General features: G+C 67.3%; 16 protein-coding genes and 3 pseudogenes. 7 read left to right on the forward strand and 12 right to left on the reverse strand.

Annotated elements, in window-relative coordinates; translation table 11 throughout:
• The first annotated feature begins 1,359 nt into the window (after window positions 1-1,359).
• A complete protein-coding gene (locus ACFC0D_RS19000; RefSeq protein ID WP_376436952.1) occupies window positions 1,360-1,827 on the forward strand; it encodes a DUF5958 family protein in 468 nt (155 codons plus the stop codon).
• 267 nt (window positions 1,828-2,094) lie between these two features.
• Here the strand turns inward: ACFC0D_RS19000 and ACFC0D_RS19005 are convergent, their stop codons facing one another.
• The 10 genes and pseudogenes from ACFC0D_RS19005 to ACFC0D_RS19050 all read right to left on the reverse strand — a co-directional run bounded on the left by ACFC0D_RS19005 (window position 2,095) and on the right by ACFC0D_RS19050 (window position 10,813).
• On the reverse strand, window positions 2,095-3,249 hold the full coding sequence (locus ACFC0D_RS19005) for a hypothetical protein (protein WP_376436955.1): 1,155 nt from the start codon (window positions 3,247-3,249) through the stop codon (window positions 2,095-2,097).
• Window positions 3,250-3,456: 207 nt separating this feature from the next.
• Window positions 3,457-5,889 (reverse strand): hypothetical protein, encoded by a 2,433-nt coding sequence (locus ACFC0D_RS19010; protein WP_376436957.1) that lies wholly within the window; start codon window positions 5,887-5,889, stop codon window positions 3,457-3,459.
• Window positions 5,886-6,521: pseudogene (locus ACFC0D_RS19015) on the reverse strand (aldo/keto reductase). The gene ACFC0D_RS19010 and the pseudogene ACFC0D_RS19015 overlap by 4 nt, the downstream one beginning before the upstream one ends.
• 12 nt (window positions 6,522-6,533) lie before the next feature.
• Complete coding sequence (locus tag ACFC0D_RS19020; RefSeq protein WP_376436960.1) at window positions 6,534-6,692, reverse strand: hypothetical protein; 159 nt, start codon at window positions 6,690-6,692, stop codon at window positions 6,534-6,536.
• A gap of 29 nt (window positions 6,693-6,721) precedes the next feature.
• Window positions 6,722-6,928 carry a helix-turn-helix transcriptional regulator gene (locus ACFC0D_RS19025; protein ID WP_376436963.1) on the reverse strand — a complete coding sequence of 69 codons (207 nt, stop codon included), beginning with the start codon at window positions 6,926-6,928 and terminating at the stop codon, window positions 6,722-6,724.
• A 1,100-nt stretch (window positions 6,929-8,028) separates the two neighbouring features.
• Window positions 8,029-8,344, reverse strand: a pseudogene (locus ACFC0D_RS19030) (hypothetical protein); the annotation flags it as partial.
• Between the two features lie 84 nt (window positions 8,345-8,428).
• Window positions 8,429-8,716, reverse strand: coding sequence for a hypothetical protein (locus ACFC0D_RS19035; protein WP_376436966.1), 288 nt, complete (start codon window positions 8,714-8,716; stop codon window positions 8,429-8,431).
• A 721-nt stretch (window positions 8,717-9,437) separates the two neighbouring features.
• Window positions 9,438-9,728 carry a helix-turn-helix domain-containing protein gene (locus ACFC0D_RS19040; RefSeq protein WP_376436968.1) on the reverse strand — a complete coding sequence of 97 codons (291 nt, stop codon included), beginning with the start codon at window positions 9,726-9,728 and terminating at the stop codon, window positions 9,438-9,440.
• Between the two features lie 20 nt (window positions 9,729-9,748).
• Window positions 9,749-10,141, reverse strand: a complete 393-nt coding sequence (locus tag ACFC0D_RS19045; protein ID WP_376436971.1) for a tyrosine-type recombinase/integrase — start codon at window positions 10,139-10,141, stop codon at window positions 9,749-9,751.
• Between the two features lie 42 nt (window positions 10,142-10,183).
• Window positions 10,184-10,813 (reverse strand): hypothetical protein, encoded by a 630-nt coding sequence (locus ACFC0D_RS19050; protein ID WP_376436974.1) that lies wholly within the window; start codon window positions 10,811-10,813, stop codon window positions 10,184-10,186.
• Between the two features lie 145 nt (window positions 10,814-10,958).
• Between ACFC0D_RS19050 and ACFC0D_RS19055 the strand changes: the two are divergent.
• Window positions 10,959-11,108 (forward strand): annotated as a pseudogene (locus ACFC0D_RS19055) (ATP-binding protein); the annotation flags it as partial.
• Window positions 11,109-11,134: 26 nt separating this feature from the next.
• Here the strand turns inward: ACFC0D_RS19055 and ACFC0D_RS19060 are convergent.
• A complete protein-coding gene (locus ACFC0D_RS19060; RefSeq protein WP_376436976.1) occupies window positions 11,135-12,043 on the reverse strand; it encodes a hypothetical protein in 909 nt (302 codons plus the stop codon).
• A 324-nt stretch (window positions 12,044-12,367) separates the two neighbouring features.
• On the opposite strand from ACFC0D_RS19060, the gene ACFC0D_RS19065 reads away from it, so the two are divergent.
• The 4 genes from ACFC0D_RS19065 to ACFC0D_RS19080 all read left to right on the forward strand — a co-directional run bounded on the left by ACFC0D_RS19065 (window position 12,368) and on the right by ACFC0D_RS19080 (window position 16,166).
• Window positions 12,368-12,655: a hypothetical protein gene (locus ACFC0D_RS19065; protein WP_376437139.1), complete on the forward strand. Its 288-nt coding sequence runs from the start codon at window positions 12,368-12,370 to the stop codon at window positions 12,653-12,655.
• A gap of 1,000 nt (window positions 12,656-13,655) precedes the next feature.
• Window positions 13,656-14,129, forward strand: coding sequence for a tetratricopeptide repeat protein (locus tag ACFC0D_RS19070; RefSeq protein WP_376436979.1), 474 nt, complete (start codon window positions 13,656-13,658; stop codon window positions 14,127-14,129).
• Window positions 14,130-14,415: 286 nt separating this feature from the next.
• Complete coding sequence (locus ACFC0D_RS19075) at window positions 14,416-15,321, forward strand: NADP-dependent oxidoreductase (RefSeq protein ID WP_376436982.1); 906 nt, start codon at window positions 14,416-14,418, stop codon at window positions 15,319-15,321.
• Window positions 15,322-15,365: 44 nt separating this feature from the next.
• Window positions 15,366-16,166 carry an alpha/beta fold hydrolase gene (locus ACFC0D_RS19080; protein ID WP_376436984.1) on the forward strand — a complete coding sequence of 267 codons (801 nt, stop codon included), beginning with the start codon at window positions 15,366-15,368 and terminating at the stop codon, window positions 16,164-16,166.
• Between the two features lie 180 nt (window positions 16,167-16,346).
• On the opposite strand, the gene ACFC0D_RS19085 is transcribed toward ACFC0D_RS19080, so the two are convergent.
• A complete protein-coding gene (locus ACFC0D_RS19085) occupies window positions 16,347-16,670 on the reverse strand; it encodes a hypothetical protein (protein ID WP_376436987.1) in 324 nt (107 codons plus the stop codon).
• A 507-nt stretch (window positions 16,671-17,177) separates the two neighbouring features.
• On the opposite strand from ACFC0D_RS19085, the gene ACFC0D_RS19090 reads away from it, so the two are divergent.
• A complete protein-coding gene (locus ACFC0D_RS19090) occupies window positions 17,178-17,936 on the forward strand; it encodes a hypothetical protein (RefSeq protein WP_376436990.1) in 759 nt (252 codons plus the stop codon).
• Window positions 17,937-18,042 lie beyond the last annotated feature (106 nt).

Below are 18,042 nucleotides of genomic sequence, written 5' to 3' on the forward strand. Positions count from 1 at the left end.
GCTCATGGCGGGCACTCCGGCATCTGGGCTGATCCTCTGCGGGTGGGGAGATCCACTGAGCAAGTGTGGGGTCAACCTTGAGTAGGGGGTGGCCGTTTTCAACGAGCGCCATCAGCCCCCCCTGCCTGGGGTCAGCTCGTCGCCGAAGGGTGGCTCCGGCCGACCAGCCCTGGAGCCGGCCGACTTACCGATCCCCTCTACGGTGCCCCATCCCGACGTCGCCGGGCCCCGGCCGCCGACTGGGCCCTCCGCATCCTCCAGCAGCGCGGCATCCGCCAACTCGGCACAGAGGAGCGCCTCGTCGCACTGGCCATCACCGCGCACACCCCGCCGGACAACACGTCCGGGGTCGCCGACAGTGCTCAGCTGGCCCACAGATGCGGACTGACCTCAGCCACACTGTTCACCGTGATGCAGCTGCTCCTTGAGCACCAGGCGCTCCAGGCATGGACGCCGGCTCCCGAGACCGGCGACATGAACTGGATCACCACTACAGCGAACGCAGAACAGGCCAGCCCAGGCCAACGGCCCTGAGCCACGCCCCCGCGTTCAACGCCCACCAGCCACACCCGCATCTCCTCATCCCTGGCTGCCCGAACGCTCGCAGCGCCCCCGCGGCCAGCCACCACCACGGCAGCCTGCTGGCTTACAAAGCCAGGCCAAGCCGCCTCGGTTAAGCATGAGGCCCATTCCCGTGAATTGGGTGAGACCGGGTCTGTTCGTTCGGGTGCCCACAGCACGCCATCGGGAGCTTCCACGGCCCGTCACCGTGCAGTCCTCGCATGCCTCTGCCTGCCCAGACCAAGGCTCTCGACGGCCCAGATGCTAAGGGTGGCCATGTACTGACTTCCGGGCGTGACACCCCTGCTGATCACTCTGCTTCCTGGATGGCGGCATCAGCTGGCGTCTGCAGGGGAGGACCGCCGCCGTACCAGAGCGCGTACGCGGAACCGCGCGGCCAGGGTCGGCCTTCGTCGGTGATCAGCGCTTCGTAAGCGTCGCAATGGAGGCGCTTGGCCGCGTCGGCTGCGGTGACCAGGTCTGCGTGGAGGTTGCCTCACGGGGACATCGTCTGCCCGGTACCGGAATCATTCCGCCTTCCGGTGGCCGGTTTCGCCGCCTGCCCGCGCGTATACCTGGCAGGCGGCTGCACGGTTTCGAGAGCCTGGCCGAACTGCGTCTGCTGTTAGCACTCGACTTCCCTGGAAGAGGCGCCGTCGCAGCCGTTCGCCCAGCCACAGCCGTTCACGGAGAACCCGCTGAGATGCTGCCGCGAAGACTGCCCGACGGCGATCAAGGCGATACCCCACTCAACCACCCTGCCTGTGCCCCGAACGGGTTGCGTGGAATGATCAAGAGATGACCGGAACGAGCAGTGTGGACGGCCGCGCCTTCCGACGCGAGACCGAGAGGGTCGTCAACGAAGTCGCCCAGGGAGTCCGCACGCTGGACGATGGCGCATCCTGGTTCTCCGGCCTCTCCCCGGCAGGCCGGCAGGAGGTGCTGCGGGAAGTCGGCGGCTACGCAATGCAGGCGCACATCACGGCCGCGGACGGCCGTGCGGGGGTAGCGCGGTCCGGGGTGAAGCCCACGGCCAACCCCTCAGTGATGATCTGCATGGAGCCGCCCCGCTACGGGTTCGCAGGCCTCCCCGCCGACGAGCACCTGAAGGCGTTCCGTGTGCTCGTCTCCGTCTTCATCGTCGCCGACACCCGCCGCAGGGAGACCCGCTGCAAGGACACCTGCACGCACCCATGGCACAACCTCCCCACGGCAACCAGAAACCATGACAACGGCTGCTCCTCAGCGAGAGCGCTTGTTGCCTAGGCGCGCGAGCGCCCCGCTGACGGGGGAAAGGATGTCGCCGAGTTTCAGCAGCACCTGACTGCTTGACTCGGGTTTGCTGTCGTGCGCTGTTCTGGCGGGGTGGCTGTCGAGCCCGGCAGCGTGCCGCATACAGTCGGCACATGCACGTACTCACGGCATGAACCCTGCCGCTCAATGGCCTCCGGGTGAGGCCCTCACTACCACGTCTGTACGGGTGGCCTCCAGGGCGCGTGCGGTATCGCGCCAAGCCTCGAGAGCCTGGGCCCCTCACTCGCTGATGGTCCACAGAGCTGCGGCCAATGCCGCTAGAACCTTCATTTCTACGACAGCGGCACCGACCCCCACGCCGGCGGCAGCAGCCGCGACCGCCGCGGGGAGCAGCCATGCGAGGGCAGCGGCTGCGCTCAGGGCCAGGGCTGTGCCCAAGAGCAGCTCCCCGACCGGGATGGATGGCGGGCGTGCACGGACAAGATCGTAAATGATCAGGCCATCCTCGGGCTGAAACGTGATTGCAAACTTGTCGGGCGGGACCGGGTAAATCCGCCATGGCGACCAAGTTGAACCGGCTCGATACTGTCTGGAACTCACGATGGGTGGCGCCGCTTGGTTGAGGGCTAGCAGGTATTCGTTCAGCTGACGGCGCCCTTTGGCCCGCCCATTCCTTGGTTTGATCTCGTACACCTCGGCCAGATCAACGTCGAGAATGTCAGGCCATCTAGTAATTCCCTGCCTCTCAGGCCGTGACATAAGACCCATGAACGCGCGCGTCAACTCCGTGTCAGTTCCTGTCCGTACGGCGTTCGCAAGGAGCATTGTCTGTGCGACACCGTCAGCGCCGACCCTGCCGAGCCTGTTGTCCAAAATGATGCGGTGCCCCGGGTGCGACAGGACGTAGTGCACTTGGATCACCCAGTGCACCCACTGGCCCTCTTTGCTACTAGGGGGCACGGCCCCTGCCGGAGGAGGAGGCGCGATGGCGCCCGTACCCAGGGTTCCGGCAGCAGCCGACACATCGCCCGCATCTGGCTCCGGATGCTCCTCGGCCTCCATGAGCGGGCTGATCTCCCCTGCAGGCAGCATCGCTGCCTGCTCCACGGCACGGGTGAAGGTCTGCAGGGTCTGCAGGTCGAGGGCGCCGAGGATGGCGTCGTAGTAATCCTGGGGTGTGGAAGTGCCCGGGGGGCATCCGAGTGCTTGCCCCAACCACGGATCCAGTGGATGCCAAAACGGATCCTCCCCAACCAGTATCTCGCGCACCTCCTGGATCACGCTCGGTACATGGATCTGGCGGAAGGCATCCGCCCCCAGAATGCTAGTCAGGCGGTCCTGCAGGAGCAGGGACAACGTAGAGAGAAACTCCGACTCCCCGATCTGACCGGGATACCTCACATATTCATCAGGACACACCACTCTGCCCGACATGTCATAGGCGTCCCTGGTGCCACCGGGCAACCCCACTCCGGCGTCGGGCGGTGGGTGTTGTTCCGGGGTCATGTAGTGCGGAGCGCGTGACGAGCTTCTTTCGTGCGAAGTGGTCCCATGTTCTGACGCGGGCCTGGCCCGATTTCCGTTGGACACAACGATCCGCACCTCTTCTCACACCCCGGTCACGGCAGAGATATCGCTAGTTCAGCCGCCAGAGTCCCTGTCCGAAGATTCGATCTTGACCGTGATCTCGCCGGGAGGCTGCGCGGTGGGATCGGTGAGATCTGGGGGCGCCGCCGCAAGGCGCATTTCTCGACGCCGCGCCTCCGTCTCTTCGGCCCTGGCCTTGGCGTCCTGGTTGCGGAGATCGATGGCCCTGCTGGTCTGTATGAAGTCCTCACATGCGGTGCAGTGGCCAGTAACGGCCTCCAACACGGTTCCCGCAGTCGGCTGGGTGACGAGGGTCTCGATGGGCTTCTGGCTCGCGATGAGCTTCTCGGCCTCGGCCATCAGCTTGTTGAAGTCGATCAGGGGCTCGAGGAAGTTCGTCTCCCGTAGCGGGTACGCGCTCTTGTCCGCGACGAATCCCAGCAGTTCGTTGTCGATGACGCTGGCGATTTCGCCGAGACCCTGGAGCCGGAGGAACCGTTCACCAGGATCTTCCCTGGCCCACACCGACTGCAGGTAGTGGAGCCAATTGTCGTTCAGATGACATTGGAGCTGGTCGAACCCGACCCTGGCATCGGCGACCTCCATCTCCGTCGCGGCGTCGCCCGGTTCTGGGGTCTGTGGACCGAGGGAGGCTATGAGCCCGGCGGCGGCCTCGACCGCGCCGCGGAGCCCAGCGTCGTCCAATGAGTTGGAGTCCTCGCCTGCAAAGACTTTTGCACCGATTTCAGGGAAACCGAGGGCGCGCAGCTCAGCTTCCAACGCTGCTCCGCTCGTGCCGACACCGAAGTCTGCCGTTGTGACAGTGCGGAAGAATCTTCTGAGGCTCTCTGCCGCATTCACAGACTCGACCCGCTCTTTACTCATCATCTCAAGAGCAGTTCGCGCACGAACGGGGATCCTGGCCCATGCGACAGCTCTCCCCACATCGATGCGTGGAACATCGACAAGGCCACTGAGACAGTCGACCCAGTAGTCGCATCCTGAGAGCGCCTCCTGCACGATGTCCTTAGATGTCTTCAGGAAATCAAACGCGGTGGTGATGGCCAGTACGTACTGGGTCACCTCGTCGCCAAGACGCTCAAGCTCCGTCAGATGGCGGGCCTGACGCATTCGCTGCAACACTTCATCCGCCTTGAGCCGTCGTGCAGCTTCGAAGCCGGGCAGGAACGTCTTGTCGAGCAGTGCCTCAGTCAGGATGTGCTGATGGCACAGCACCCAGTCGAGCGTGAAATCAGGTCGAGTATTCGATAGAAGCACACAGGGGCGGACGCCGATCAGACGCGTCGTCACCACATAGTTTGTGAGAACCTCAAAATAGTGGCAGTTCAGGCTGTGGCATCGGTTCGTGTTCTCCACCACGCGCGTCTGCCGTTCCTCCCGGCCGACCTCACGCGAGGACTCGATGCGGGTCTTGCGGTTCACCCTCAAGGAATTGGACGCCTCGACCGTCTTCTCTCTGAGGCTGTCCGTGGTGCGCTTAAGGCCTTGCGTCACCGCCGTGCTCACCGACCCCGAAAGCTTGATGGGCATCTTCGAGATCGGGACGACACCGCTTGCGTCGACCTTCGTATTGGTCTTCTTCGCGTATTCCTGTGCTACTGTCAGCGCGTCGCGCTGTGTGAGTTTCTCACTGGTGCGAATCTCCGACTCCGTGGAGATCTCGTCCTCAGTCTTACGGGTGCTCTTGTCCCACGAGTGGACTTCCAAAGTCAGGCGCTCTCCGGGAGCCAGGCTCAAGCTGCCGACCAGTTCGCCCCTCGTGTACCCGGCCAGCTTCCACTCCTGCTCATGCACCGCGCACACCGCCACATGTGCATGCCCGCTGTCCAGATGATGGAACGGTAGCGGGTACAGCACACGGGCCAAGACCGCAGTGACAGCGTCGACTGTCCAGGTACCCACGCGGGGCCCACCGACACGTACCTCTCCCACAAGGGAGGCGAGCCCCTCCAATCGTTCCCTGAGGAGCCGGTCCTGTTCACGGACCAGCCACTCCACGTACCGGGACCGCAACTCATCGTCGGTGAGGTTGTCCGTCCGTGGAGCCTTCCTCGGATCCAGAACGCCATGCCGACGGATCCTGTGTTCCGGCGAGACGTGGGCGGTCGTCGAATGAATGCGACGTAGCGCCTCGCGCATTTTCTCGACTTTATCCGTCGGGCGGGGCAGTTCGGATGTGGGCAGGTCCCGCAGCAAGCGCTCGGCGAGCGGACGTATCCGTTCCTTGATCTGTTTCTTCTGCTCGGCCTCCGATACCTTCCGGAGTGCATGGGGCTGCAACACCAAGTAGCGACCTTTTTGCCAAGCCGGCTGGCGAGGGTCGGCGAAGAGTGTCAGCCCCACGAACCGTATGAACTGGGGATTCCGATCGGCCGCCAGCGTCTCTTCACACGCGGTCAACGCAGTGGGGCCGTAGGTTCCTGCTTTCACTTCTGCGGCAACGGATTCCGCGGCATCGAGGCTCATCGTGGTTCCCCAGTCCTCGGCTGATTCCCTACCTCATCTCGATCCCTCCTCCAGCCTGACACGATCGCCAGGCAACGGCGAAGCGACGCATTCGAGGCATGGCAAGTTCTTCGCGAGCATGCGAGCGCTCCTAGGGTAAATGGAACCTGGCAGCAGCTCGCGGTCGGCGACGAGCTGTACTCGTGCTGGATGCCCACGATGGGCGCCTGGTTCTTCAGGTCCGCGAGGGTCCCCGCCCAGGAGACCCGCCAGGCGTAAAAGTTGGACAGGGCTGCGTGGTGGATCTTGCCGGAACTCACCAAGTCGTCGAGCCCGCGCAGGATCACTTCCATGGGGAGCTCGTCGGGGAAGTGCACCCAGAGCAGGCCGATGTAGTCGGTGCCCAGGCGCTTCAGGCTGGCCTCCACCGAGGCGACCATGTTCTTACGGCTGTAGCCCGCCCTGCAGGCGCCCGGCTGCGGCGCGGCCCCGAGGGTGAACTTGGTGGCCAGGACGAAGTGGTCCCGGTCGGCGGCGATGCACTACCCCGTCAGCTCTTCCGACTCGCCGAACTGGTACGTGTCCGCGGTGTCAAGGAAGGTGCCGCCAGCTTCGGCGAATCGGTCGAGTGTGCGGCGCGCCTCGTCCGGCACGGCGCCGACACCTCAGCCGGTGCCGAAGTTCGCCGTACCGAGCGCGCACTCGGACACGCGCAGTCCTGGTGGCGTCGAGCAGCAGGGCGGAGTCGTGGAAGACGGCGTCATGATGTCGTCGGGCGTCGGCTGCTCACCGTCGGGGGTGCGGCGGGCGCCGATGCGGGCCACGCGCGCTCCGCATCGTCGACGTGGAGCCGCTACTGCGTCCCGACAGCTGCAACCCGCCTGATTTCGAGCGCGTCCGCAAGCAGCTTCACCGTCCCCATCCGGTGGTTCGTGGATCTTCCGCTCTCCAGCCGGCGAATGGTGCGCACGCTGACCCCGGACCGCTCGGCCACCTGTTCCTGCGTCAGGTCCGCCTCCTCGCGCAGCCTGCGTAACAACGTGCCGAGGTCGTCTGTCACCGAGCATCTCCCTACCCACCAGTACGAACGGCGGTGAGCCTACCCGCGGCCACCGGTCACGGATGGCCGGTCCCCTGACCTGTACAGCCGACATGACCAAGGTCACCGTCGGGGTCGGCGTCCCATGGACACCCAACTTCGAGGACGAGAACACCGTCGAGTTCGCCGTACGCCACCCGGCCTGGGGCCGCGTCGGGTATCTGGGGCAGTGCGGCCCCGAGTCGGCCGGCCCCGGACTGTCCTGGGCAGAGCTGACCGCCATCGCCGCAAGCGTGCCGGTGAGCGCGTCGGACACCCGGGGGCCTCGTCGATCAGGCACAGCGCCTGCTTCTCCTGCTGCCCATGCTCGGAGACCCGGCCACACCGGAGGAGGCGTGGGCCGTCGTCGCGCGAGCCCTCTCCCGCTCCGGTATTCCAGAAGACGTGGCCCCCCGGTTCGCGCGGGAATTGCTCAGGACTGACGCGGACGACCGGCGTGTGGAGCCGTTCTGGACGGTTACGGGGGACAATCCGGTACCCGTCTGCTCCGCCCAGTACAGCGCGCGCCAGGTCCCGATCGCCCTTGGTATCACCCTGAATCAGGCTCAGGCCCTGACCGACGCGCTCCGCGGCGACGGCCAACCATCGTGTGATCTTGGTTGGTCGTAGTCGCGAGCGGGAGCTCGTACTCCCGCACGGGCGGCTCGGACCGGTGCGGCAGCGGTATTCGTGGAGCCGACATCGGGGCCTGTCACTCCGCCAGGGGATGCCCAGGCGATTCAGACCCCGGAGGGCTCGCCGACGGGCGGAGGCCGACAGAGCCCGGTCGTTGAACAGCGTCACGAGGGCGTCTTCACCACGTGTGTCGTTGCGTTGCACGAGGTGCCATGCCGCATCGACCCGGTGACGGCCGTCGAGAGTGAGATCGTTCGTCAGCGCTGCCATGGTGTTCCAACCGTGCCGCCGGTGTTGCCTGATCATGGTGATTCTGAGCGCCGCCTCGACGCGCTCGGCGCCTGCGCGGCGGGGGTCGGCTACGCATGACAGCAGGGCAGCCAGACCACGCTGGCCCTCGAGCTCCGTCAGGGCATGAGCCGCCTCGATGCGGTATCGGCCGTCCAGCGGCAGCGTTCTCGGTCCTCGGTCCAGGACTTCGGGAGGTAGAGCTCGCGGTCGACCAGAGCCCGGCCGCAGGCCGTCAGGCGTGCGGTGGCCGGCCTGCTCGGCCAGCTGCCAGCTGTTCTTGCGGGCCACCGGGGCGAGCAGCCCGCGTACGTAGTCACGCATGCGGCGGCGGAGCTCGACCCTTCCGAAGCGATGCCCGACGGTCAGGAAGAGATCGTCCAGTTCGAGGTCCCACTGCGCGGCGGCATAGGTAGTTCGACCAGAAGCCCGGGTGGACCAGCAGCGACTCGCCCGGCACCAACGGGCCGACATCGTATCCCTTGATCAGCACCCCTCGATCCTGTCACCAGCCACTGACACGATCCGATCCGGGATCGGCAACGGGGCGCCGTCCAGTTACGGGACAGCTCTTAGGAAGGCTTCGAGATCGTGCACGTCGGTCAGTGCCCAGTCCTGCCTGCCGCACTCGCTGGAGAGGAACAGGGCGAGATCGCGCACGATGGCCAGTGCGGCTTCGATGGTGCCGTCGGTGCGGGGCAGTGTTCCGGCACGCCGGGATCGCTCGCGCGAGCGGATCATGAAGTCGGAGAAGGCCTCAACCGAAGGCCGCAGGGGGCTGGGGACCGCGAGGACCCGGCGTTGTCGTCGGCCGGCCGCGAGCCGCTCGACCTGGTCGGTGGCCATGGCCAGACCGCGATCGGTGAAGAAGGTCTCTAGCACGGGCGAGGGAGCCCATCGAACGACCCGGGCGGCGGGAGCGTTCGAGTACGGACTGGGGGAGGTTGGGCTGGCCGTCCCTAAGAAGCCGCCCGAGGGAAGTGATCATCGTGCAGGCCCGGCCGACGGAGTACTTTGCGGCGAGATCTGTCGTGAAGTCCTGCAGCCAGTCGGGGGGATTGTCGAGTTCGGCAAGGAGGTGTTCGGCCCGGACGAAGGGGCGATCGGGGTGACGCTGCCAGCAGGCCGAGCACAGTCCAAGCCCTGCGTGCTTCCGTACTCTGCCGCATCGCTCACAGGCGCGGGGCGGCTGTTTGGCCTGCCGGGGACGCGAGCAGTGCCCGCACCAGCCGGTGTCCTCGCGCAGAGATCCGGGCCGGCTGCAGCGAGGGCATGGATCCTTGGCGGCGTCGCGTTCGGACTTCCGCAGGCAAGTGCGGCAGAGAGCGGAGGATTTGCTCCGCAACGGGTTGCCGCATGCGGTGCATACGCGAGAGCAGGTGATGCACTGGCCGGTGGCGGCCTGGAGGACGCGCTGCTGTCCGCACCGGGGGCAAGCGGCACGGGTCGCGGCTTCCTTCTGCTGGGCGGTGCAGCGGCAGCAGTAGTGCCGGTCGATGAAGCCGACCGGTGCTCCGCAGCCGGTGCAGTCGCTCTGTTTGACGCCCATGATGCCGCCCTCTCCGGGTCAAAGAGGAGGCATCGAACGGCCCCGCGCGGAGACTGCCTTCGGCAGGTCGGCGACCGGTCGAATCGGGGCCGCGGGACGTTCGACGGGGGTGGTGTCGACCTCGAACAGGTCGTTGGGGGTGCAGTCCAGCGCGGTGCACAACGCGATCAGAGTGGACATCTTCACCTGGGAGGGCTCTTTGCTGAACAGTGCAGACACCGAGGCGGAGGACATTTGCAGCCCGGCACGTTCGGCCAGCAGCCGCTGCAGCTGGGTGCCGGTCCAGACCTCGCGCTGGGCGGCGGCCATCCGCAGGCGCCATCGGATCTTCATGCGGAGCTGTCCCCCTCGGCGGTGAGTTCGCCGAGCGTGGTGGTCACCGCGCGGCGATAGGCATCTTCGATGAACGTCGCGGAGGGACGGACGTATCTCATGGTTGAGCTGACCGTCCAGTGACCAAGGAGTTGCTGGATTGCCACCAAGTCCACACCACGCTCGTAGTTATGGGTCGCGCAGGCCCTCCGCAGGGCATGCGGACTGAACCGGTCGGTTGCCGGGCGGCCTTCGAGTTCCATCAGATAGCGCAAACGGTTGCGGATCGTCCCGCGGTGCAGACTGCCTCCGGATTCGTCCGCGAACAGCACCGGTGAGTCGGGGAACTTCCCGCGGACGTCGTCGAGGAACCAGTGCAGGACGAGGTCGAGTCCGTCCAGCATCGGCACCCAGCGCGGCCGGGGCCCGGAGGTGCGGGCGCCTTTGCCGAATCAGACGTGGAGTTTCCCGAACGGTCCGCGCGTGAAGTGGAGGTCCGGGCGGTCCAGAAGCGACACCTCTTCCGAGCGCAGGCCGGCGTGATAGAGCGTTCGGAACATCGCATAGTCCCGGGCGGCGGGTGCGTACTTGCGGGCGGTGGCGGTCCGGGCCTTGAGGAATTCGAAGAACTCTGCGACCCGCTCGGGGGTCGGTGGCGGCAGCTGGGCCGGGGAGTCGTCGCCGACATGCCGGGACGCGTTGAACTCATCGACCGGGCATACCAGACGCACGCCGAAACCGGCTTCGATCTCGACGGCCTTGCGGACCTGCAGGAACCGGTGGAAGCCCTTGAAGATCTGCACGTACTCGCGCCGGGTCGAGGCAGCCCGCCCGGCAAGAGCCAGGTCACCGACGACACGGTCGATGTCTTCGGGAGTGACGTCCCAGGCGGGCCAGCCCAGCGCGGTGAGCGTCCGCTCCAGCAGGCCGATGTCGTTCTCAACCGTCACCGGACTGAACCCACGGGCCCGCCATGAGGCGACAAACGCCTCAACGCAGTCAGCCTGAAACTCCCACGGATCGGCGGTCACCGGCTCCAGCAGGACGGCACCACCCTGGACCACCCTCAACTGGGATGCCACCGGCACACCTTCCTCGCGCCTAACCGATCAAGGCAGCACCTGGAGAATCCGGGCACCACCACGAAGACCAACAAGAACATCAGAAGATGGATACGGGCCGGTGGCAGCGGCGATCCGCAAAAAGGAACGTGTGCCAGCCCCAGATGGCTGGACCAAGACCTTCACCGACCCCCGCCTCTGCGCGGCCATCGTCGACCGCCTCACCTTCAACGGCACCATCATCGAAACCGGCACCGACTCCTACCGTCTCGCCAGCACCCGGGCACGGACCGAAACACCTGCCAAGGCTGGCTGACCGCTGAAGGCCTTGATGGTCCTCCGCTAGAAGGGCGGAGGACCACCACGTTGCCAGAGGACATCCGGCGTGAGCATTTCGTGGATGCAACGGCGCAGCCCGCTGTTGAAGTCGACCGGTCCGATCCACGGCACCCGCTGGAACAGATCGCTGCATCGGTCGGTACTTGGATCGGTCAGGAGGGCTCGGAGCTCGTCGGGGACGGGGTCGCCGACCAGGCACAGCCAGGCGAGGCCGGCGCCGATGCGGATCTCGGACGATCGACCGGGATCCGACCACAGCTCTCGGGCCCACGCCGGAGCGTGTTCATCCTGGTGTTCGCGGGCGAGCCGGGCGATCGCCAGGATCAAGCTCACACGGACCACCGGATCGTCGTCCACCGCCAGCCTGCGGTGCAGGGTCGAGGAGACGCGCGCAATCTCGCTGGTCACCGCCGCCAGGACGAAGGCGGTCGCGGAGCGAACATCGGGATCGGGGTCGAGGAAAAGAGGGAACAGAAGGTGCAGGTCGTCCGTGATGGCATCGCGAGCAGCCTGAATCGTCCAGTTCGTCGGACACATCGTGGTGCCCTCCGCCTCCAGCGGATCCTCGGCAACCTGGAGAAGGCCTTCGCGTGTTCCGTCCCCGAAGTGCTGGCATCGTCCGATCTCAGCGACCAGGCGAAGGGTGCTCGCGCGGAGCCCGGGAAGCCCAGTAGCCGCGATCCGGAGCAGGAACGGTACTGCCAGTGCTCCCACCGCGATCGTGCTGCCCTGATGATGGAGGTGTTCCCACAGTTCCCCCAACGCCCGGCCGGCGGCTTCGGCGTCTCCGGAGGCGAGCGTCCCGAGGCGACCGGGAACTTCCTCGCCCGGTCCGTAGAAGTGCGGGAACCGCTGCCAGGGGATCTCGTCGTACTTGAACCCGTCCTTGACCTCTCGCGGGATCGCGCCCATGACCGTCCGCATGTCGGCATCCGTGCCTGCCCACGCGCTGGGCCACCTGGCCCAGCGCTCATCGTCCATGGTTTGGCCTTCCGGTTCACCGACACCATCCGAACCCCGGGAGTCTAACGACCGATGATCAAGAGCGGGTCCGCCGCTGCCGCACTCAGGCGGCACCACACCACGGTGACGTCATTTCTCGTGAGCATCTACAGCATTGAAGATCGTCAACTGTTGCCCAAACCACTGATCAAACGCTGCTACTTCACGTGAACGAAGCCATGGCGGCGGTCGGCGTCGTCTCCACACCACTGATCTGGCTGTTGGACAGTCCCGATGCGGGCCAGCTCGCAGGGGCTTCAGTCCAGGCGGCCGCCGGGAGCGCAGGCCGGCGTCGAACTCTGCCGGGCCGACCCCGACGATCCGGAGCAGGCTGCGAAGGCGTTCCTGGCCTGGCTGGCCCCGAAGGCTGGGCAGCGGCCGTACTGGTGGCTGATCGTCCTGGACGACCTCGCCGACCTCCTCGTCAATGCCGACGGCCCTGACAACCGATACAGCCTGTGGCCGCCGCCAGCCCACATGGACGGACCCTGGTCACCACCCGCCGCCGCGACTCGGCCCTGACCGGGGAAGGCCGCCGCCGGATCGCGGTCGGCCTGTTCACCGAGGCCGAAGCCGTCGCACATCTCACCACATCCCTGGCAGCCCAGGGCAGAGCCGAACCCGCCGACCAGCTCACCGCCCTCGCAGAAGACCTCGGACACCTGCCCCTGGCCCTCTCCCAGGCCGCCGCCTACCTCATCGACTCCGGCGAGACCGCAGCCGCCTACCGTGAACTGCTGGCCGACCGCGCCACCACACTCACCGATCTCGCCCCCGAGGCACTGCCCGACGAGCAGGCCGTCGCCCTCGCCGCCGCCTGGTCCCTGTCCCTCGACTGCGCCGACACCCTGCGCCCCGCCGGCCTGGCCCGGCCCATGCTCCACCTCATCGCCCTGCTCGACCCCCACGGCATCCCCCAGGACGTCCTGACCGGCGAGACCGCCCGAGCCCAGCTGGCCACGCACCGCACCCCCACCAGCTCCAGCCCCACCGGGGAACCGGCCCCTGTCTCCCGGGCGGACGCGGTGCGCGCTCTTCGCGTCCTGGACCGGCTCAGCCTCATCGACCACACCCCCACCACCCCGCACCTGGCAGTCCGCGTCCACCAGCTCATCCAGCGCGCCACCCGCGACACCCTCGCCCCCGACCAACGGGACCAGTACGCCCGCACCGCCGGCGACGCCGTCCTCAACGCTTGGCTCGACATCGAACGCGACACTGCCCTCGTGCGGGCCCTGCGCGCGAACACGACTGCCCTCATCGGCGGCACCGCGGACGCCCTGTATCGGCCGGACGCGCACTCGGTGCTGTACCGCACCGGCCAGAGCCTCGGCGACAGCGGCCAGGTACAGGCCGCCATAACCCACTTCGACCACCTCGCCGCCGCCACCCGCATCCGCCTCGGTGCGGACCACCTGGACACGTTCATCGCCCGGAACCTCCTCGGCGACTGGCTGGGAAGGCGGGAAATGCGGCCGGCGCCGCTCAAGACTTCGCTGACCTGCTGCCGGACATTGTTCGGGTGCTGGGCAAGGACCACCCCGACGTCCTGTCCGCCCGGGCTCAGCTCGCCGTTTGGCTGGGGGAAGCGGGGGATGCGGCGGGCGCCGCTCAGGCCCTCGCCGACCTGCTCTCGGAAATGGTTCGGGTGCTGGGCGAAGACCACCCCGACACCATCACCACCCGGAACGACCTCGCCGGCTGGCAGATCGAGGCAGAAGACGCGGCCGGAGCCGCACGGACATACGAGGAAATCCGTGAAGCTCGCCGACGGCTCCTGGGCGAGAACCATCCCGAGACTCTTGCCGCTTGGGGCAGCTCCGCTCACTGGCGGGGCCAGGCAGGGGATGCGGCAGGGGCCGTCGCGGTGACTGAGCAACCGCTGGAGCACATGCTGCGGGTGCTGGGCGATGATCACCCCCACGTGCAGGTTATTCGTCAGAACCTCGCCCACTGGCGGAAGGAAGCGCAGGGGTGCACCCCGGGCCCCGGATAAGGATCGTTTGACGACAGGCAGCCGATGGGTCCGGGTGATGTAGTCGGGACAGACTGATGTCTGCCATCGGTGAACACCACCCCGAGCGGGCGAAACGGTCACGGCGGCCCGTTCAACACGCCGGACCCGTCCACCTTCTACGGCGGCGACCACCGCGGCTATACCGACTACCAGACGCTCACCGCCTGAGCGGCGAGGTCACCCGTCGCGAACCGGCTACTTGACCGCGCAGTAAGCCACAGGGCGTCCGCCTTCTCCACCTACCCCCCCCCACCTGGGAGTTCCCATGTCCACCGCGATTACTTTCTCCGAGTACGGCGCGCCTGAGGTGCTGCGACCGACCAAGATCCCGCAGCCCCAGCCGGGCCGGGGCCAGGTCCGGATCAAGGTAAAGGCCGCCTCCGTGAACCCGCTCGACCTGAAGATCCGATCCGGCCTGATGGCCAAGGCCTTCCCCGCGAGCTTCCCGCTGATCCCGGGCCTCGACGCCGCCGGTGTCGTCGACGCGGTCGGCGAGGGAGCCGACGTCGTCGTGGGGGACGAGGTCCTCGGCGCCACTGTCGGCGGCAGCTACAGCGAGTACGCCCTGTTGGAGCGGCCGGTGGCCAAGCCCGCAGCCCTGCCGTGGGATGTCGCCGCCTCGCTGGTCACCGTCGGCCAAGCCGCACACCGTGTCCTCGACCAGCTGGGCGTCGAGGCGGGCCACACACTGCTCGTCCACGGCGCCGCCGGCAGCGTCGGCTACATCGCCGTACAGCTGGCCGTCGCCCGCGGCGTCACCGTCATCGGCACGGTCGGCGAGCAGGACATCGAGCGCGTCACCGCTCTCGGAGCCACCGCCGTCCGCTACGGCGACGGCTGGGCGGAGCGGGTGAAGGCGGCAGTCTCGGAGGGCTTGGATCTCGTCTTCGACGCCTCCGGCGCCGGAGTGCTCGCAGGCTCCGTCGCCCTGACCGACGAAGCGGCCAAGGTCATCACGATCGCCGACCTGTCCGCCCAGCAGCACGGCGTGCGCTTCAGCCCGGGCACTGCCGACCGGGGCGGCCAGGCCCTGCCGGAGCTGGTACGGCTGGCCGCCGACGGGCGGCTCACCGTCCCGGTCTGGCGCACCTACCCCCTGACCGAAGCCGCCCAGGCGCACGCCGACCTGGAGGCCCACCGCAACCGGGGCAAGGCCGTCCTCCTGCCCTGACCATCGCACCCTCCGAAGCACTCCCCGAACAACGGAGAATCGCCATGCCCGCGCACACCTTGCCCGAAGCGACCTACGCCCGCACCGTCCTGGGCTCCGGCTCCGGCCCCGGCCTCGTCCTCACCCACGGCGCCGGCAGCAGCATCGCCGGCACCTACGGACCGATCCTCGAAGGCCTCGCCGCTGGCCGCACCGTCGTCGGCGTCGACTACCCCGGCAGCGGCGACACTCCCCGCTCCACCACGCCCCTCGACATCGACGAGGTGGCCGACCAACTCGTCGCCGCCGCCGTCGCCGAAGGTCTGGAGACCTTCGCCCTGCACGGCTACTCCCTCGGCAGTCCCGTCGCGATCCGTGCCGCCGCCCGCCACCCCGAGCGCGTCACCGCCCTGGTCCTGACCGCCACCATGGCCCACCCCAACAACCAGCAGGCACTGACCATCCACATGTGGGGCAAGCTCGCCGCCACCGGCGACCGCCGTCTGGTGAGCGAGTTCCTCTTCCCGCACGCCCTCAGCCCTCAAGCCATCGAGGCCATGCCGGCCAAGCAGCTGGAGGAGGTCATCACCTACGCCGCCGCCGAAGTCGCCGACGGCACCCCCGAGCACGCCGACCTCGCCAGCCGGATCGACGTCCGCGACGACCTCGCCGCGATCCGCGTCCCCACCCTGGTCATATCCACCACCGCCGACCACATCGCACCCCCTGCCCTGCACCGCCACCTCGCCGACAGCATCCCCGGCGCCCAGCTCACGGAGATCCCCACCGGCCACCTGCCCATGGTCGAAAGCCCCGAAGAATGGCAGTACCTCATCACCAACTTCCTCGCCAAGCACAACGCCTGACCACCTCCCGCAGGGGCCAGCAACGGAAAGATCGTGTCCCCGGGCACGAAAACCTGCTGCGCACGCGGCAGCAGACGTCAGCCAGGACCCGCCCGGAACTCGGAACTCACCGCGGTCCGGGCCGACGGTCCTCGACCCCCTGGTCGCCGAGACCGCCCACCGCACCGAGATCCACTTCGGCTACGCCTGGTCTCCACCGGCGGCCAGAAGCTCGATCGCCAGCTCGACCCCCTCCCCGCCGCTGGGTGCCGGCGGATCTTCGCCGACAAGAAGTCCGGCCAGGACGACCTGCACCCAGAGCTCAATGTCCATCCCGGTCGACCAGAGCAGCCCCACAGCGGCGGCGCCGACATCCACGGACTGTTGCTCGTCCGCTTCACCGGCCACAGCCCTCGCCGCGGCCTCGCCACCTCCTCGCGCCTTAAAGGCCACGACCAGATCGTCATCGCCAAGCAGGGCGGCTGACCGTGGCATCGAGGAGCTGCGCGGCGAGGAGGAGGTCACCTTCGAGTTTTCGGGGGCCCGCTTCCACGATCGGCGTGTCCACCGGCCGGCCGGACTCGGGCAAGGGGAGCAACGCCCGCCGGCCAGCCGCGCAGGACTGAGCAGCGGCCAGCGCCTGCAGCTCGTCGGCCCCGACCTCTCAGGGTGATGGTGCCGGCTACCCTCCTTGCCATGTCGAACGCGTCCCAGGCCGCGGCGAGTACCTGCCTCGGCTCAGACGATTTCGAGCGCGCTCATGGTGTCGGACAGCATCGCCTTCCCCCGATCAGTCGATCTTGCAGTGACCCGATCGTCGCACCCAGGAGCCCCGCGGCGTGAAGTGCTGTGGACACCCCGGACCCTGTGGATATTCGGGCTCTGTCGCTGATCTTGTGAGTGGTTGCCCGGCCACCGTAAGCGGCTGGGAAACTGGGTAACTGCCGTGACGATGGCTGATGAGCCCCGGTAGGGTTGTGATCTTCGGTTGGCGGAAGCCACCCGGAGTCACCCTGAGGCTGTGCCGACACGATGAACCCCGACGACACTCCCGCACGGCTCCGACTCGACCGTGCTCTGGACTGCTTGGACGTCACCTTTCGCGGAATGACCGCCCGCAGCGACGAGACCCAGTGCGACTGCCACTGGGGCAGCGAAGAAGAGCTTGCGCAATTGAAGGTCCCGGACGTGGTGCTCGACCCGGACCTTCTGCGGCGCACCTGGGATGCGCCCGACTGGAACGACCACGGCGCGGTGCTGCGCCGTATCCTGCCTCAATTCGCCAGGGCGCTGGTCAGTGGCCTCGTGGAGCCCATGTTTGGCATGGACGAGGTCGGACGTTCGTTCATTCGCGGCCACTGGCGGCAGTGGCCTGCGCACCAGAGCGCGGCGGTGTGGGAGTTCCTGCGTGCCTGGTGGGCTCACACCCTCGCCGAACCGAATCCGGCCGTCCCTGTGTATGAGGTCCTCGCGCTGTGCGCCGAGGCATCTGCCACGCTCAGCCCTTGGCTCAACACCTGGGAGGCACTCGAAGACCGCGTTGCCGACCGGCACCTGACCGAAGCGGCTGCCCACTGGGAGTACGACCTTCTGGGCGATCAACTTCCATGGGACGCGTGGGACAACGCAGATGACCTGCGCACCGAGCTCGCGGCCTGGCTGGTCCGGCACGCCCCAGCGCGGCTTCAAGCCCAGGACGCTCCCGAGGAACTGCTTCACCGCATACGACTCATCGGACTCACCGGCCCCGCCCGCTGGGAGGACCCGCACTGGCCCAACCACCGCTATTGAGCCGGCTTCACCACGCCGCCTTCCCTGGTATCAAGAGGCCGCCTTGACCTGATTGGACAGCTTCAGGGCGTGAGGAGTACGCGCTTGCGGAGGAAGTCGAGGTTTA

It is taken from the genome of Streptomyces sp. NPDC056222, assembly GCF_042264065.1.
Classification (GTDB): Bacteria; Actinomycetota; Actinomycetes; order Streptomycetales; family Streptomycetaceae; genus Streptomyces.

Bases quoted from the DNA above. Each gene is read 5' to 3' on its own strand.
- ACFC0D_RS19080 (WP_376436984.1), top strand. From the start codon at position 15,366: ATGCCCGCGCACACCTTGCCCGAAGCGACCTACGCCCGCACCGTCCTG.
- ACFC0D_RS19005 (WP_376436955.1), bottom strand. From the start codon at position 3,249: ATGTCGGGCAGAGTGGTGTGTCCTGATGAATATGTGAGGTATCCCGGT.
- ACFC0D_RS19040 (WP_376436968.1), bottom strand. From the start codon at position 9,728: ATGGCCGCCGCCCAGCGCGAGGTCTGGACCGGCACCCAGCTGCAGCGG.
- ACFC0D_RS19075 (WP_376436982.1), top strand. From the start codon at position 14,416: ATGTCCACCGCGATTACTTTCTCCGAGTACGGCGCGCCTGAGGTGCTG.
- ACFC0D_RS19010 (WP_376436957.1), bottom strand. From the start codon at position 5,889: ATGAGCCTCGATGCCGCGGAATCCGTTGCCGCAGAAGTGAAAGCAGGA.
- ACFC0D_RS19065 (WP_376437139.1), top strand. From the start codon at position 12,368: ATGCGGGCCAGCTCGCAGGGGCTTCAGTCCAGGCGGCCGCCGGGAGCG.
- ACFC0D_RS19000 (WP_376436952.1), top strand. From the start codon at position 1,360: ATGACCGGAACGAGCAGTGTGGACGGCCGCGCCTTCCGACGCGAGACC.
- ACFC0D_RS19035 (WP_376436966.1), bottom strand. From the start codon at position 8,716: ATGGCCACCGACCAGGTCGAGCGGCTCGCGGCCGGCCGACGACAACGC.
- ACFC0D_RS19060 (WP_376436976.1), bottom strand. From the start codon at position 12,043: ATGGGCGCGATCCCGCGAGAGGTCAAGGACGGGTTCAAGTACGACGAG.
- ACFC0D_RS19090 (WP_376436990.1), top strand. From the start codon at position 17,178: ATGAACCCCGACGACACTCCCGCACGGCTCCGACTCGACCGTGCTCTG.